This window comes from uncultured Aquimarina sp., from assembly GCF_947500065.1.
Lineage (GTDB): Bacteria > Bacteroidota > Bacteroidia > Flavobacteriales > Flavobacteriaceae > Aquimarina.
The window spans coordinates 440,224-456,179 of record NZ_CANMQT010000005.1 but is presented as its reverse complement, the minus strand read 5'-3'; the positions used below and the strand labels follow the sequence as shown (position 1 = coordinate 456,179).

At 31.9% G+C, this 15,956-nt stretch carries 9 protein-coding genes; 3 read left to right on the top strand and 6 right to left on the bottom strand.

Annotated elements, in window-relative coordinates:
* Positions 1-8: 8 nt before the first annotated feature.
* From Q0975_RS17150 to Q0975_RS17140, 3 genes are all read right to left on the bottom strand, one after another.
* Positions 9-878, bottom strand: coding sequence for a hypothetical protein (locus Q0975_RS17150; RefSeq protein ID WP_299438874.1), 870 nt, complete (start codon positions 876-878; stop codon positions 9-11).
* Between the two features lie 267 nt (positions 879-1,145).
* Positions 1,146-2,267, bottom strand: a complete 1,122-nt coding sequence (locus Q0975_RS17145) for an MFS transporter (protein ID WP_366889035.1) — start codon at positions 2,265-2,267, stop codon at positions 1,146-1,148.
* 55 nt (positions 2,268-2,322) lie between these two features.
* Complete coding sequence (locus tag Q0975_RS17140; protein ID WP_299438872.1) at positions 2,323-4,527, bottom strand: bifunctional alpha,alpha-trehalose-phosphate synthase (UDP-forming)/trehalose-phosphatase; 2,205 nt, start codon at positions 4,525-4,527, stop codon at positions 2,323-2,325.
* 92 nt (positions 4,528-4,619) lie between these two features.
* On the opposite strand from Q0975_RS17140, the gene Q0975_RS17135 reads away from it, so the two are divergent.
* Positions 4,620-6,398 carry a glycoside hydrolase family 15 protein gene (locus tag Q0975_RS17135; RefSeq protein WP_299438870.1) on the top strand — a complete coding sequence of 593 codons (1,779 nt, stop codon included), beginning with the start codon at positions 4,620-4,622 and terminating at the stop codon, positions 6,396-6,398.
* 71 nt (positions 6,399-6,469) lie between these two features.
* Here the strand turns inward: Q0975_RS17135 and Q0975_RS17130 are convergent, their stop codons facing one another.
* Positions 6,470-7,264 (bottom strand): sugar-binding protein, encoded by a 795-nt coding sequence (locus tag Q0975_RS17130; RefSeq protein WP_299438868.1) that lies wholly within the window; start codon positions 7,262-7,264, stop codon positions 6,470-6,472.
* 230 nt (positions 7,265-7,494) lie between these two features.
* The gene (locus tag Q0975_RS17125; protein ID WP_299438866.1) at positions 7,495-9,780 is read right to left on the bottom strand and encodes a starch-binding protein; all 2,286 of its coding nucleotides are present in this window, start codon (positions 9,778-9,780) and stop codon (positions 7,495-7,497) included.
* 1,170 nt (positions 9,781-10,950) lie between these two features.
* Here Q0975_RS17125 and Q0975_RS17120 point away from each other — a divergent pair.
* Positions 10,951-12,648, top strand: coding sequence for a hypothetical protein (locus tag Q0975_RS17120; protein ID WP_299438864.1), 1,698 nt, complete (start codon positions 10,951-10,953; stop codon positions 12,646-12,648).
* Between the two features lie 68 nt (positions 12,649-12,716).
* Here Q0975_RS17120 and Q0975_RS17115 read toward each other — a convergent pair whose 3' ends face one another.
* On the bottom strand, positions 12,717-13,730 hold the full coding sequence (locus Q0975_RS17115; RefSeq protein ID WP_299438862.1) for a hypothetical protein: 1,014 nt from the start codon (positions 13,728-13,730) through the stop codon (positions 12,717-12,719).
* A 382-nt stretch (positions 13,731-14,112) separates the two neighbouring features.
* Between Q0975_RS17115 and Q0975_RS17110 the strand changes: the two genes are divergently transcribed.
* Positions 14,113-15,930 carry a LuxR C-terminal-related transcriptional regulator gene (locus Q0975_RS17110; RefSeq protein WP_299438860.1) on the top strand — a complete coding sequence of 606 codons (1,818 nt, stop codon included), beginning with the start codon at positions 14,113-14,115 and terminating at the stop codon, positions 15,928-15,930.
* The last annotated feature ends 26 nt before the right edge of the window (positions 15,931-15,956 follow it).

Here is a 15,956-nt window from a genome sequence, read left to right as displayed (position 1 = left end):
GTGTGACGCTATTTGCTATGTTCTTCAGATACTAATGCTACCAAGTTGCTTATAGCATTGGTTGTAATTCTTGTAATTTTAGAGATCTCTTTGTTCTCAAAAGTATGGAATACGCTCCAGTCGGTGTCCGTTTTCGGATTAAACTTATATATGATATTGTCTTTTGGCATTAGAATAGTTCCATTAATAAGCCAGCACATATCTTCAGCCTTTGGTATTGTATTTATTATTTTATTTGTCTCACCAGTGATTGGATTTATAGATTTTATTTCCCATTGTTCACCTTCTTTACTGATATAGCTTATCAGTTGAGAATTAGGGATTTTATGTAATGATCGCCCTATTTTCTTTTGAAAAGTTTTGTTTGTGTTTTCAGTAAGATTAGAAACTACCAGTGATAATCCTCCGTCTTCCAGAACAGAAGAAGCGACGATGTCTTTAGTAACCCAAGTATGGTACCCAATAACAAGGTCTTGGATTAAGACTTGTGGTTTTCCTGTTTTGAAATCATACTGATATAATAATTGCTTTCCGGTAGTGTCCAGTCTAATAGCAGATATTGCCTTTTGATTTGGAATTTTAGTAGGCGAATATTCGCTGCCTTGTGATGTTTTAGAAATCCAATTGACTTTATTATCTCTTATATTGTATGCAGCAATATCGGTCTGCTTATTTCTTGTCGAAGCAAAAAGTAGGATATTGTCATTGTAGAATGAAGGTTGGTTATCATACCCTTTATTATTAGAAATGTTTCTTTGATTACTTAATTCTAAAACATTTCCATTTTTAGAGAGATCAAATAAATAAACTTCGGTATCCGACTGCGCTGAAAGTATAAAAACGTGCAGCAGTGTTATCAGTATGAGACGGTTTTGCATATTTTTTGATTTCTAAAATACATTGAAATATCAAGTATTCTCTTAAGTATTTGTTAAGAACCTTAGTTTGATGTCTATGTACTTGAAAATCAGTAGTTTGAAATCAAACTGTCGGGTCGATCAGAATCGAGGCCGAGCCGATTGTATAGAAATGACCTCTCAACGAAGTCTGTGTTGAGCTTAGTCGAAATGCTCTAGGTGACATTCAAAAGATTAAAATGCTGATAATAAACAATTTAATAATCAAACTCATGTTAAGAGTTTTACTCACTGCTTTCTAGAGTTATATAGCCCTAAAATAGGACCAATTGCCAAAAACAAAAACAAATATGTAGGATCGATTTTATCAGTTAAATAAGAAAGTAACTGAATGCTTATAATGGTAATTGCAAACCCAATACAGTTTACGATAGTAAGTCCTGTTCCCCTAAGTTCTGCAGGAGCGGCGGCAGCAACTAAAGTAGAAAATTGAGGAGAATCTGATATAACCACCATACCCCAAACACACAATAATGCTAAGAATACCTCCATCTGAAGTTGGAAAAGTAGCGGAGAGAAAAGGCAAAAAATACCTGAAATAATCAATGAATATCGAGCTACTTTTCTACTTCCTGTTTTTAAGGAGATATATCCTCCGAGGATACAGGAAAAGAAACCGATTCCGATAATAAAAAATGACCAAAATGATATAGGTATTCCTATTCTATGTTGTTCCACATATGTTTTTAATAGAATAGGAACAAAGCCCCAAAAAGCATATAATTCCCACATATGTCCAAAATATCCTAAAGCAGCTTTTCTAAAACTGATAATACCAAAAAGTTGTGTGACTACACCTAACTGAAGTCTTGAGACAGGTTTTCTGTAAGGACCATTTGGAACAAATAAGAAAATCAATATACCGCCAATACAGGCAAGGATACTTGTGGATTGTATCACTACTTTATAATCACTGTTCCAGGAGAGTTCCTTTAGCAAGTGGGGTAGTGCAGTACCCAAAACCAAAGCACCTACTAAATATCCTAAGGCTTTTCCTAAACCATCTTTATAATAATCCGAAGCTATTTTCATGCCAACTGGATAGATTCCTGCAAGAAAAAAACCAGTACCAAAACGCGCAGTTAATACATTTAGAACGGTGATATTTGGGATTAATAAAACGATATTACAGAGCCCTCCCAGAATAGCAGATATCATAAATACTTTAGAAGGTGGAAACCTGTCTACTATGGTTAATAAAGCAAAAGTAAGTGTGCCTACTATAAAACCAAACTGAACTGTAGATAGAAGATATCCTAAAATATTAAATCCTGCATTAAACTGGGCGGCAAAATCATCAATTACTGCATTTCCTGCAAACCAAAGAGAGGTACAGAAAAATTGCGCAATTATAATTACAGGAAGAATATAGAATTTTGGCTTCAGAGATTTTAGTTTATAATTGTTAATTAAATTCTTTTAATAATTCATGTACTTGATCCGTATCTTCTACATAGTATTTAGCTACTGTTTTTTTTCGTCCCACTTTTACGGTATATGCTGATGAAGGTAATTCTTTAAACATATATTCATCCGTCCAATCATCACCAATTGCAAAGATAAAGTCATATTCTTTTTCAACTAACATTTTACAAGCAGATTTTCCTTTGTTAACTCCACTAATTTTTATCTCTAAGACTTTATCACCTTCAAGAATTTCCAAATTATGATTCGCAATGAGATGCTGTATCGTAGTTTTTAATTCCATGGATCTTAGTTTCCCCAAATCAGGATCTACATTTCTAAAATGCCAAGCTAATGAATAATTTTTTTCTTCTATTAACGAACCTGGAGTTCTGTCTGTAAAAGATTCTAACACAGGAGCAATCGACTCAAACCAATCATTATTAACACGTTCTAACAGTTCCCAGTCTTTATCGCTTTCTTTTAACCACGCACCGTGTTCCGTAATTAGCGTGTAGTTTTTATGACCAAACCACGCATTAAAAGTAGCTTTATCTCTTCCTGTTATTAATATAATTTTATTTCTAGGATCTTTATGTAATGTATCTAAAATATCAAATATTTTTTGAGTAGGTTTAGCATCCTCCGGAATTTTTTCAAAAGGTGCTAAGGTTCCATCATAATCTATATACAGAATTCTGTTTTGTGCATTGTTAAAAACAGTTAGCATTTCTTCTTTAATTGATGGGATCAATTTTTTCAAGGAATATTTCTTGGCTATGGTTTTTGTGGTTTTCAGCGACTCCATAAAATCATTTGCCCATTTTTCTACATTATACCTTTTTAGGCGTTTTTGTAGTGCTTTGTTTCTCTTTATTTGCTCTTCTTCGGGCATTTCTAAAGCAAATTTTAATGTATCGGCAATCTCTTCGAAATTATTAGGATTAATAATTAGTGCTTCGCTCATTTCTTTGGATGCCCCAGTCATTTCACTTAGGATAAGCACTCCTTTTTGATCTACCCTGGATGCGATATACTCTTTCGCAACCAGATTCATTCCATCTCTTATCGGAGTAAGTAAAGCTACATCACTTGAGGTATATAAATCAATCAAATTCTCAAATGGCATGGAACGATAAAAATACCAAATAGGTGTCCAGCTTACTTCAGAAAATTTACCATTAATTCTACCTACTAATTGATCTATTTCATTTTTTAAAAGCTGATATTGTGGTACATTGGATCTGGAGGGAACAGCAAGCATTACTAACCGTGCTTTTCCTTTAAATTGAGGATATTTGTCTAGGAAATATTCAAAAGCTCTTAAGCGATTTGCAATACCCTTAGTATAGTCCAGACGATCTATTGATAAGATAAGTTTTGCACGATCTCCAGTAACTAGATGTTCATCTATTTTTTGTTGTATTTCTGTTTGATCTTTTTTCTCTTTCTGGTCGTGTATTTTGGCAGCGTTATTAAATTTATCATAATCGATACCCATTGGAAATGAATCTACTTTTACAATTCGATTATCGATATGTACATTATTAAAGTTGATTTCGAGTCCCAGAATTCTCTGCGCAGAACTTAGAAAATGGCGTTCATAATCATACGTATGGAAACCAATTAAATCAGCACCTAATAACCCTTTTAAAAGCTCTTCTCTGCAAGGGATCGTTCTAAAAACTTCATAAGAAGGAAAAGGTATATGTAAAAAGAAACCTATGGTTACATTTGGTTTTTTTTTGCGAATCATCTCTGGTAATAATAGTAATTGGTAATCGTGTACCCAAACAGTATCATTTTCGTCTAAATTCTCTAATATGACATCTGCAAATTTTTGATTTACTAATTGATACGTTTCCCAATCTTCTTTATCAAATGCTGTATATTCCATAAAATAATGGAATAGAGGCCATAGTGTATTATTACTAAAACCATAATAGAAGCCATCGATTTCTGATTCAGTTAAAGATACTCCTACACATTGATGGTTTTTTAAAGCCTTTTTAACGAGATTTCTTTTCTCAGAATCCAATTGTTCGTCCGTAAGACCGCTCCATCCAATCCAAATACTATCACTTGCAGAATGAACAGACTTCATTCCTGTTGCTAATCCTCCAATACTAGGTGTAGCATTTATTGAATTATTATTGATTTCTAATTGTAAGGGCAGTCGATTTGAGATTATGATAGTTTTACTCATAAAGCGTGGTGAAAGTTGGTTGAATAATTTTGATTTATTAAATTTCGGTTGGGAGAATAAAGGTACGTTTATTTAAAAGAACTTTGAGGTATATGAACAATCTGGACTATGGAATTATAGGAAATTGTAAAAGCGCAGCGCTAATTTCAAAAAATGGAGCTATCGATTGGTGCTGTTTACCAAATTTTGATTCTTCCTCAGTTTTTGCAAAAATTTTAGATGAAGAAAAGGGAGGGTCTTTTGAAATTTTGGTTTCTGATGAATATACTATTTCTCAAAAGTATATTGCTAAAACAAATATTCTGGTTACCGAATTTAGTAACGGTACTGATATTTTTGAAAGTATAGATTTCATGCCTAGATATCAAAATGATGATGGTACATATCATACTCCTGCTGATATTATTAGGTATATCAAGCTAATTTCCGGAAAACCATCTTTTAGAATTAAATATGATCCAAAGCTTGAATATGCTAAAGAAGAAACATATTCTCAAAAAAGTAATGAATATATAAAAAGTATAACAGATAGAGATAAGTACGATACCTTATATCTCTATTCTGATTTGGATTTAGAAACCATTTTGAATTCGAAAGAGATTACATTGACGGATAATGCATATTTCTTGATTAGTTACCACGAAAAAATACTGAAACAATCTTTAGAGCTATGTTACTTAAAATTACAAAGAACTAGAGTTTATTGGATGGATTGGAGTGAAAAAACAACTTCATATGATTTTTATAATGATGAAATTCTTAGAAGTGCTTTAGTGCTAAAATTGTTGAGCTATGAAAAATCAGGCGCTGTTTTGGCTGCTGCTACAACTTCATTACCAGAAACCATAGGCGAAGTTCGTAATTGGGATTATAGATTCTGTTGGATTAGGGATGCTTCTATGGTGATTAAGGTAATTTCGGATCTGGGCCATAAAAAAGTAGCACAACGTTTTCTTCAGTTTATTATTGATATCATACCCGATAAGGACGAAAAGATCCAAATCATGTATGGAATTAATGGAGAGAAGGAGCTTACAGAAAAAACGTTGGATCATTTAAGCGGTTATAAAAACTCAAGCCCAGTGCGTACTGGTAATGCTGCCTTTCATCAAAAACAAAATGATATTTATGGTATTTTAATGAATGTAATATATCAGCAGTTTGTGAAGTTTGATTGTGCAGTAGACGATAGTGAGAGTTTATGGACCATAAGTAAAAGTATTGTTCATATTGTTAATGTGAACTGGGAGAAGCCTGATAAAGGTATTTGGGAGTTTAGAACAGAAGAAAGGCATTTTACATTTTCTAAATTATTATGTTGGGTGGCTGTGGATAGAGCTATAAAAATAGGTGAGTTAATAGGTAAAACGGATAATAATTCTAGGTGGTGTGACTTAAGAGATCGTATATATAATGATATTTATGAAAATGCTTGGAATGAAGAAATACAGGCATATACGCAATCATATGGATCTTCTGATCTTGACGCGTCAACTTTATTAATGGAATCTTATGGATTTATTGATGCAAAAGACCCACGTTTTATTAGTACAGTTATAGCTACCGAAAAAGAATTGTGCAATGATGGATTAATGTATAGATATAAAAACAAAGACGATTTCGGATTACCTTCTTCTTCTTTTACGATTTGTAGTTTTTGGTTTATTAATAGTCTCTATAAAATCGGAGAGAAAGAAAAGGCAAAAACAATGTTTGATCAATTATTATCTTACAGTAATCATTTGGGACTATTTAGTGAGGATATAGATTTTAAGTCTAAAAGATTACTAGGTAATTTTCCACAGGCGTATTCTCACTTAGCACTAATTGAAACAGCGGTTAATTTTTCTGAAGGAGTTACTAAAGATTAACAGCTGGCAGCAACAGTGTTATAGGAATGTTTTAACGAAAAATATCCTTTTTATTTTTTAGAATGTATTTGTTATTCAATTAGTACGATTGTTCCAAAAATATCAGCATTGATCCACCCTTGATTTTTATCTTCTCCAGGAACAAAAACGGAACCCATAAAATTCTCTCTTTCTTTGCTGGTATCATTGTCATTATAGGCAATAGCGAAACCTAGTTTCTGATCTTTGGATAGCACTACAGGATCATTGGGTTTTCCTTCTTGATAAGTATCATCATATACAGTAAGCTCGAATTCCCATACGGTAACATCATCTTTTGTAGTGCGTTTCATTTTTACATGATTATTGTAAAGCAATGGTTTCTTCTGTGCATCAAGATCTACAACATTGCCATCTAATGCTACATGATAGGCAAATGCATTATTATTATATTGATGTTCACCACCAGAATTATCAGCATCTATAAATATCTCTACACAGTCATCATCCCACCATAATTTTAGAGGATCTTTATGTTGATCATATAAAACATCGTCTTTTATCTCTACCAAAATATAAAGTGCTTCTGGAGACCAGGTCATTTTATATCTACCCATAAAATCTTTAAAATCTGGAAATTCTCCAATCCAGTTTTGATCCATAGGATACCATTTAGTTTGTTTCCAAATAGGATCATCCATTTTTCCATCAACATTCGGAGCAATCTCTGCTTTTTTTATTTCTCGGATTTGATGATCTGTTTTTTCTTTTCCTGGAATTATTTGTTGCTTTTTAGTCTCTGCAATTGTTTTCTCAGCATTACTATTTCCTTCTTTTTTACAAGATACTATTAGGACAAGGGATAGGATGAAGGCTAATTTTTTCACAAGACTGGTATTTTGATTATTAAATGAAACTTAAAATTAAAGAGTGGAAAGATATTAAAAACAATCACCTTTCGCTTGTTGTTATACAGAAGTTAAGATTTTGTAAAGTTAATTTCTCATAGAATATAAATACAAAGTTGCAAAAAAAAGCGGTCGTTTAGTGCTAAACGACCGCTTTTTGATTAACATATCAACTTGTGATATTTAGTTAAGTAGTTGGGACAAAAAAATTACTCTTTTACAATTTTTATTCCTTTTAATTTTGCACCATTTAGTTTAACAGTACAAAAATATATGCCAGATTCGCCTAGGTCGTTTGCACTAATTTCTATAGTTTGATTACCAACTTGAGTATTTTGACTGTATACCGTTTTGGTTTGCCCTAAGATATTAGAGATAGATACTTCCAGAATTCCATTTTCTGATGTATTTACACTTAATGTTCCTCTTTCTCTAATTGGATTTGGCCATAAAGTTATGATGCTCTCTTTTATAGGAGAGTCTTCTTTATCCGCATTATCAGCCAATTCCATTGCTCTGTTAGAAGGGCAATTATTCGTACAATTGTTAGACCAAGTTCCTGTTCTTTTTCCATTACTACTACCAGTTACTCTAAACCATCCATCTGTACCTCTGGTAAGATCTACAGTTTGTTGTCCATTTCCATTATTGAATACTACACCTACATTATTAGCACTTACTCCGCTAGGTAATGTAAATGTTTTTCTACACCATGATGTACCACTAAGGTTATTCATACTCGCTCCAGGCCAACCTGCAGTGCCAGAAATGGTTTGGTTTGTAGATTTATTGTACAGATACATATTGGTATTGTTACCCCATCCGCCTCCAGGCTTTTGGAAGTTTAATGTCACATCATTAGATGTTCCAGATCCACTACAATCACTCGGACACGTATTACTCCATGCATTTCCTCTGTACCATCCGTTTGTACTTCTGGATAGGTCACTAGTTTGATTGTTTCCGTCGTTAAAGATCACTCTAAGGTTATTTGCAGATACACCTGCTGGCGGTGTTATAGTAAAAGAATACCAATCCGTTCCTGAAATATTGGTCATATTATTTCCAGGCCATCCACTAGTACCAGGAAGTGTTGCATTGGCCCCATCATCATATACATATGCATTGATATTGGTTCCCCATCCAGATGGTTTGTAGAAATTAACGGTATATGGAGGTACTGTTTCTCCACCACCTGTGTTTCCACCTTGTGTCCATACCGCATAGTCCGTACCTGATGTTTGTAGCGTCCATCCACTACCATTTGGAGCCCAGTTACCTGATCCTAACTTCATAGCCAGCGTACCTGATTTACCATCGATGTATGCTGCATACAGATTTCCTCTTGCTTCTGCAATGCTTATAGTAGATCCAGAATGAACTCTTACGCTTTTTCTTGCAGAAATAAGATCTTTAATAGCATTACGTACTCCAGTTCCTCCATCAAAGAAGTGTGTCCAGAATACCATTGGATTTCCTGGATGCGTTAAGATATAGGCATATCCTTTTCTAAGATTAGTTTCTCCACCAGGAAAAACATAATCAGATCCACAACATTGTTGAGCAAATCCTGTATCATGATTATCTAAGAAAGTAACAGATTTAGAAGGATTGATACCCATCATCCCAGAAGGTCTACCTTGACCATCTCTCAAATAAGATAGATTGTTGTCTCTAATAGCATTTTGAAGACTTACTTTAGTATTAAAATCAAATGCAGAAGAAGATTGCTGTGTTCTGTTTACGAAATTGTTGGTTTGTACTCTACTACTTTCTAATAATTCTCCAACAGCAAAGTATGGATTAGTAGCATCATTATACTCTTTATTGTAGATAGGATCATATCCGTGTACAAAGTCATATCTCCATCCGTCAAAACCGATATCATTTTTTAAGAATAACATCCAATTAATGATTTCTGCTCTAACTGCTGGATTTTTGTGATCAAGATCTCTAGCGGCTGCAAATCCTCCACTAGATCCATCTGATTTAAGATCAAAACCGGGAACAAAATCTCCGTTGATACTAAACTCCACGGGACCGTTCACAAAATTTCTGCCTTCATCATCTGCAGTAATATAAAATGTTGGCCAAGCAGGATTTGTAAAAGTAACTGCGTCATTAGAACCAACTCTATGGTTGATTACAATATCACTAATTACTTTCATCCCTAAGCCATGGTATTGGTCAATCAAAGATACTAGCTGGTTTTGGGTTCCATAAGCACTATTTAGATTGTTTAATTCTCTAGGTAGATATCCTTGCGGCGCTGCAGAATTACTTGGTGGTGGCATCCAGATTACATCGATACCTGCATCACTAATAGTGTTTCTGGCATTAGAAACCACATTATACCAGGTTTGACCAGCTGGTTGGTTTTGTACATTCCAGTCAAATGCCTGGAACATTACATCTTCATCTTGTGCATGTAGTCCTATAAAAGGCAAACAAAAAATAAAGCTTAGTACGATTCGTAAAAAGTTTTTTCTTTTCATTTTGATAATTTTTTTAGTTCTGTTAAGAACCATAGTTTGTAATAAGTGAGTTTGTGTTTTCTCGCAAATTTTCGTTCGCAAGAAAAAATAAGAATCTGAAGAAAATAATTTAGATAGTATAGAAAGTCATATACAATAATGAAGAAGTAATTCTACTGACAAAGAATTAAAACTGACTATGCTTTATTATAATGTAAAGATAGATACTGGTTTGAGTACTGTTTAGTTACAATAATAATGAGGTATGACGATTACAAGTACATGTATTTTTTTCAGAAAATTTAGTTTCTAAAATTAATTTTTCTAATAATTAGAAAAGATTAAAGTAGCTCAAACAATTTTGAAATTTTCGGAGGAGGTGAAATTGATTTCATAATTCATAAGTTTTAGTTTGTAAAAGTGTTTCTTGTGTTAAATTTCTACTAAGTTATTACGAAATATTCAATTTTGCGATTTGGAAAGCTTACTACAACGTTTTCGTGTTGATAAATTCTTAGCATTTTACATAATATGTTAAAAAACAGGCTTTAATTAACAGTTGTTTAGTGGGGCGAAAACATTATTCATTATGTTTTTAAAAGGTTTTTTTTAGTTCTAAGTGTTTTTAAAGAGGAAGTTTTTCACGAAACTTTTATATCAATTCTGAAATTGGGGTACTTTTACAATTAGTAATATATTTCTAAATGGAGAAATGTACTTCCATAGGATTATTGGGGACTTTTTTTTGTATTTCTTTATTTGACTGAATAAGTTGAAGTATTAGTGCAGTTAAGAGAATGATGGTTATAATTATTACCGTTTGTGCGATCTTTAATAGTTTATTTTTGTTAATCATATGGTATATAAGTTTAGATACAATTACATGTATTATATTTCCATTTTTTAATATCCGATTATTTCTGAAAGAATAAAGGTTTTACAGGTCAACAAAAGGTGTACAAGTTGTAGAATTCCTGCAAATGAAACGGTTTGTTTATTAGAAGTGTTTATAAATAGCAGAACAAGAGTGTATTAAGATTATAGAACTTATTTAGTTTATATTATATTTTGTAGATAAATCATTTTTTTTAATATTTAGGAACGGAGTGGTTTTAGATTAGTGTTAATACTCTTAATTTTATGTGTTTTAAATTAAAGAACCATTTTACTTAACTAACACGATTATTTAGTATGATTTATTTAATGTGCGGTACACGAAGGTATCTTTTCTTATGTGTCTTATTATTCCCAATTCTATTTAAAGCACAAAATAAGTCATCACAGCAACAACAAAAGAAAATCGATAGTATTATTGATAATTTTAACCGGCGTTATGATAGCCCGAAACCTTTTTATAATCTTTTAGAGAGTAGTAAAGGATTGAATTATATTTATGGACAAAGTAGAGCAAGTAATTTTTTGAGTATTTATTATAGAAAGCAGGATCAATTTGATAGCGCTTTTTTTTATATCAAAAAGGCAATAGATCTGGCTAAAGAAGATAATAATGAACTAGAACTTTATAGCCACTATTTGGCAAAAGGAAACATATATTTAGAGATGCGTCAGTTTAATAATGCATTGGATTGGTATCAAAAAGTTTATTCTTATTCAAAAAAAAAAGATCATGAAAAATTTTTAAGGATAACTAAAATTAGCATGCTTAACATAGCCAGAGTTTATAGTAATCTTGGTGAGTATAATTTGGCAGATACTTACTACAAGGATATAATTGACAAGTATGATTTTGATACTACTGATGCAGGATTTGCCAATATATATCGAAGTATTGCTTTGAATTATCAAAGAGAAGGTAAAATGTCTGATGCAATTAGTTGGGTCGAAAAAGCGATGGTTATTACAAAAAAACACAATCATGAACGTTTACATAATGTGTTACTAGTTGATTTATGTGATTTTTTATTGCAAGAAGAGAAATTTATTGAAGCACAAAAGATTTATGATCAAGTAGATACAGGTTTTACTCAGTGGAATAAAGATTTTTATCTAGGCAAAATTTATGTAGGATTAAAAAAAATAAATGAGGCACAAATCAAGTTTCTTAATGCTTTTAATACGACTGAAGATCCAATAGTTAAAAAAGAAGCTAGTTTTGAATTATCAGAACTTTATTTAGAACAAAAAAATATTGAAAAAGGGATATCTTTTAGAGAACATTATTACTCAATCAGTGATAGCTTAAACAAGATTAGAAATAGGGACGTAATTCATAATAATGAAACCCTTTATAAATTGATAGAGGAAGAGCTTACAACAAAAAAGCTTAAAGCTGAGAATGAGTTACTACAAGTCCAAAATAGACAACAGCGATACTTTGTTCTAGGATTAATAATTGTTGCAATGATTGGTACTTTTTCGATCATTTTATTAGTTAGAAATATAAAATCTAAAAAAAGTATAAATTTACTCAAAGAACAGGAAAAAATTCTTTTGAAAGAAAAAGTACGATTGAGAGAAAATGAATTGAATACACTTGCATCAGCTTTATCTGAAAGACAAAATGTTTTGTCTGAGATTAATTCAGATATTAGGAATATAAATAACTCTGATGATGTTTTTAACCAATTGCAAAAAAAAATAAAAGGTTTGGTTTCTTCTGGAGCGCATTTATCCATGATTACAGATCGTATTGAATCCCAATATCCAAATGCGGTACTAAAATTAAAAGCAAAATGTTCTGAACTTTCTGATACAGAAATTAAATATTGCTTACTTACTAAATTAAACTTATCACTTAAAGAAACTGCTAATATTCTTGGAGTAACTGCAAATACTGTGAAAACAAGTAGAAGCAGAATAAAAAAGAAAATGGAAATCTCTCCAAACATATCGTTAAAAAAATATCTCGAAGATGTATTACAAGCATAAAAAAGATCGAAGAATAATTCTTCGATCTTTTCCGTTTAGTTGATATTTGTTGGGGTGGTTTCGTGATTCTAAGGTATATTTAAATATGGATTATGTATATATTTTGTGCTTACATTACTCCATTTAGTGTCAAAATAATTTTTAAACAATTCTGCAGGCTTATATGCCATGGCTCCTCCTGGCATTTGATCATTATGATCATTCCAACCCCATGGCGGATTTGCTGCATTTCTTTTGTAATTATCTCCTACAAACGCAGCTCCATCAAATATTCTGGAATCATTTCTAAGGTTCCATAATTTACCAGCACCAATTAAATGTTCTAATTTGTAAGGCACATTTCTGTCATAAGGATCGCGCGGTACTCCCCTTGTTGTTACACTAGGCTTATATACCACATAGTCGCTACCACCTGGTTTTTGTTTAGAATATGCTTTTATTCCGTGCCCCTTAGCTTCTGAAGAAAACTCTGCCCTGGAGATATCATTATGCCATTGAAAAGATAGTTCTCCATCAACAGACTCTGCACCGCTTGTCCAATGATGTCCGTTTTTCTTATAGGAATAAAAATCTTTGTGAAACACGGTAATAGCAGCTTCTAATTCACCGTATCTTGCATTATTTTTCCACACAGCCATCAGAATTCCTTCCATATCATTTTCGTGAGAATCTTCTCGCCACCAAGGTGCATCGTCCCAATCTCGAGCATGGTAAAATGCGTACAAAATATAATAATGTGTTTCTGTTTCCGCTACAGAAAAATACCCAACAGCACTTGGTCTTTTACCTGCTAGATTTTCCCAGTTGTTGTTGGTGTTTTTATCACCATCAAAATCGTATCTACTTATATAATCAGACTTGCCACCTAAACCTGCGTTCGAGGAGCCTGCAATAGAAGTACGATCTACATCTTGATAGAATATTGGTGCATGATGAAATGCTAAATTTTTATAAAAATTAAATCTGTAGCTCCCCAGTTTAGCATGATTTTCATTGCTTGTTTCATCTTCGATGGCAACAATTTGCGGTTTCTCACAACTCATAAACAGTATGAGTAGAGAGAATAAAAAGAAGTTTTTCATAATTATAAATCTTAGTTTCTCAAATGTAATCGTTTATTTAATGAGAGGGGGAGAAACCAAGGTTTGAAAATGGTTTGGTGTTATAGGTTATTTTTTAATTTTTTAAATAATAAAAACAATCTATACTATAAAACGAATCTTGATGATATGGTGTAATAGTTTTTTTAAACCAAAAGATGCAGATATTATAAAAATTGTTGTATTTGATTTTAACAAAATGATTTAAAAAGTAAACTAATGGTATACAATGTGCTAGATGTTTTTTTATAAAATTCTGAATTTCAGGTATTTATATTTTTATTGTTAAATCTGAAGGATCACGGTTTAATTTTAATTTCATAGATTATCGATGAGAAAAAAATATAGTTCTAACAAAAGTGATATGTATACTCTTTTATTAAAGTTTAAAAGTTTAGGTTTTTTACCAATGAAACCTATTGCGATTACAATAATATTTTTGGTGCTTAAAGTAAATCTATTTTCAGTGCTAAATTTGAAGAGTTTTTCTTCTAAACAAGATTTATACAAACCTGTTAGTATGACTGAAGATCGTATTGTTTTTTTGAAGGATTCAATTGCCAATGCAGAAAAATTATTAATAAAAGATTTTGGGGAATTTACAGCAAAAGGTTTGAGAGGATTACTCAGACTTTCGGAAAAAAATGGTTTGTTCGAAGAAACAGTAAATTTTAATGGAGCCTTAATGTTTCATTATTATAGACATAAAGAATATGACAGCTTGTATAAATATACCATGAGTTTATCTAATTTGTTAGAATTTTCAAATTCAAATCATCAAAAGAACGGGAATGTTATACTACTACATTTACATTTAGCTTATATACTTAGCAAGATGTATGGTTATACTCCAAATGTTATGAAATTTTATGATAAGGGATACGAATTATCTATTAAAGAAGAATATTATAGGGGGATTATTGGAATACAAATTGAAAAAACAGAGCTCATTCTTAGGAATCACCCTACCAAAGAAAAAGTTGATCAATTGCTAAAAGAAACAGAACAATTAATTAATGACCACTGGAAAGATAATATAAGACATAATGCAATTGCGGGATTAATGGCAAAAATTCTTTTGAAGCAGGGAAAGTATGAGGAGGCCAAGCAGTGGGCCACTAAATCAGTGGATCAACACAATGATTATGAAGAAGGAATTACAAGTACTTTACTGAGTGAAATTTATTACAAAGAAGGACATATTGAGAAAGCTATACAGTTTGTAGACAAAGCAATTGTTTGTCTTAAAGAAAATATTGCTTACAGAGATGCTCTATCAGATGCATATTATAATAAGTTTAAATATTTAAAATCTGATGATGTAAATAAAGCAATCGGTTTACTTAGCAAAGCAATCAAAACTTCGCCTTCTATTGTAGATCAAATCAAATATCTGAATATTGCAATTGAAATTATGAAAGAAAACAATGGATGGGATCTTGTAAATGATTATAAACAAAAAAAGAGAGAATTATTGACAATAGTTTATAAAGCAGATATACTGAATGAAGGTGAATTTTTTGTTTCAAAGATTGATCAAATACAATTGTCAGGTTCTAATAAAATACTAGGAGGTCAATTAAATCGCTCAAAAAGTATTGCAGTAGCGATGTGTTTTTTAATGGTGTCCCTTTTGGTGTTAGCTTTTTTGATTTTTAAAAAAGTACATTTCGAGAAAACAAAACTAGCTGCAATAATTCCTAAACAAAAGAAACAATTGCTGCAACGCGAAGATGAGTTAAGGTTTGTTTCAATGAAGCTTGATAATCGAGTAAATAGACTCAAGGAATTAAAAATTATCATTTCAAAAATTAAAGCAGTTGATCCCGATTTAAAAAAGGTTAAAATAGAACTGAATGGATTAATTAAATCTGGAGAAGAATTTACCCAAATTGGGGATCGATTATTGCGGGAATATTCTGGTTTAGCAGGAATATTGAAGGATAGCCACTCGTTTTTGACTAATACCCAGATTAAATATTGTATACTTACGAAATTGGGTTTATCAATTAAAGAAATAGCAGAGGTAATGCATGTAGCTCCGACCACTGTTAAACATGCTAAAAGTATGATTAAGAAGAAAATTGGTTTTGATAGCAAGTTATCCTTGAAAAGATTTCTTCAGTTGACTTTTGATGATGGTCAAATTGAATTGATAAAAAGCGAGAATTCGATGTTGTGAATCTCGCTTTTAAAATCATATATGTT

Bases quoted from the DNA above. Each gene is read 5' to 3' on its own strand.
- Q0975_RS17110 (WP_299438860.1), top strand. From the start codon at position 14,113: ATGTATACTCTTTTATTAAAGTTTAAAAGTTTAGGTTTTTTACCAATG.
- Q0975_RS17125 (WP_299438866.1), bottom strand. From the start codon at position 9,780: ATGAAAAGAAAAAACTTTTTACGAATCGTACTAAGCTTTATTTTTTGT.
- Q0975_RS17120 (WP_299438864.1), top strand. From the start codon at position 10,951: ATGATTTATTTAATGTGCGGTACACGAAGGTATCTTTTCTTATGTGTC.
- Q0975_RS17150 (WP_299438874.1), bottom strand. From the start codon at position 878: ATGCAAAACCGTCTCATACTGATAACACTGCTGCACGTTTTTATACTT.
- Q0975_RS17140 (WP_299438872.1), bottom strand. From the start codon at position 4,527: ATGAGTAAAACTATCATAATCTCAAATCGACTGCCCTTACAATTAGAA.
- Q0975_RS17135 (WP_299438870.1), top strand. From the start codon at position 4,620: ATGAACAATCTGGACTATGGAATTATAGGAAATTGTAAAAGCGCAGCG.
- Q0975_RS17115 (WP_299438862.1), bottom strand. From the start codon at position 13,730: ATGAAAAACTTCTTTTTATTCTCTCTACTCATACTGTTTATGAGTTGT.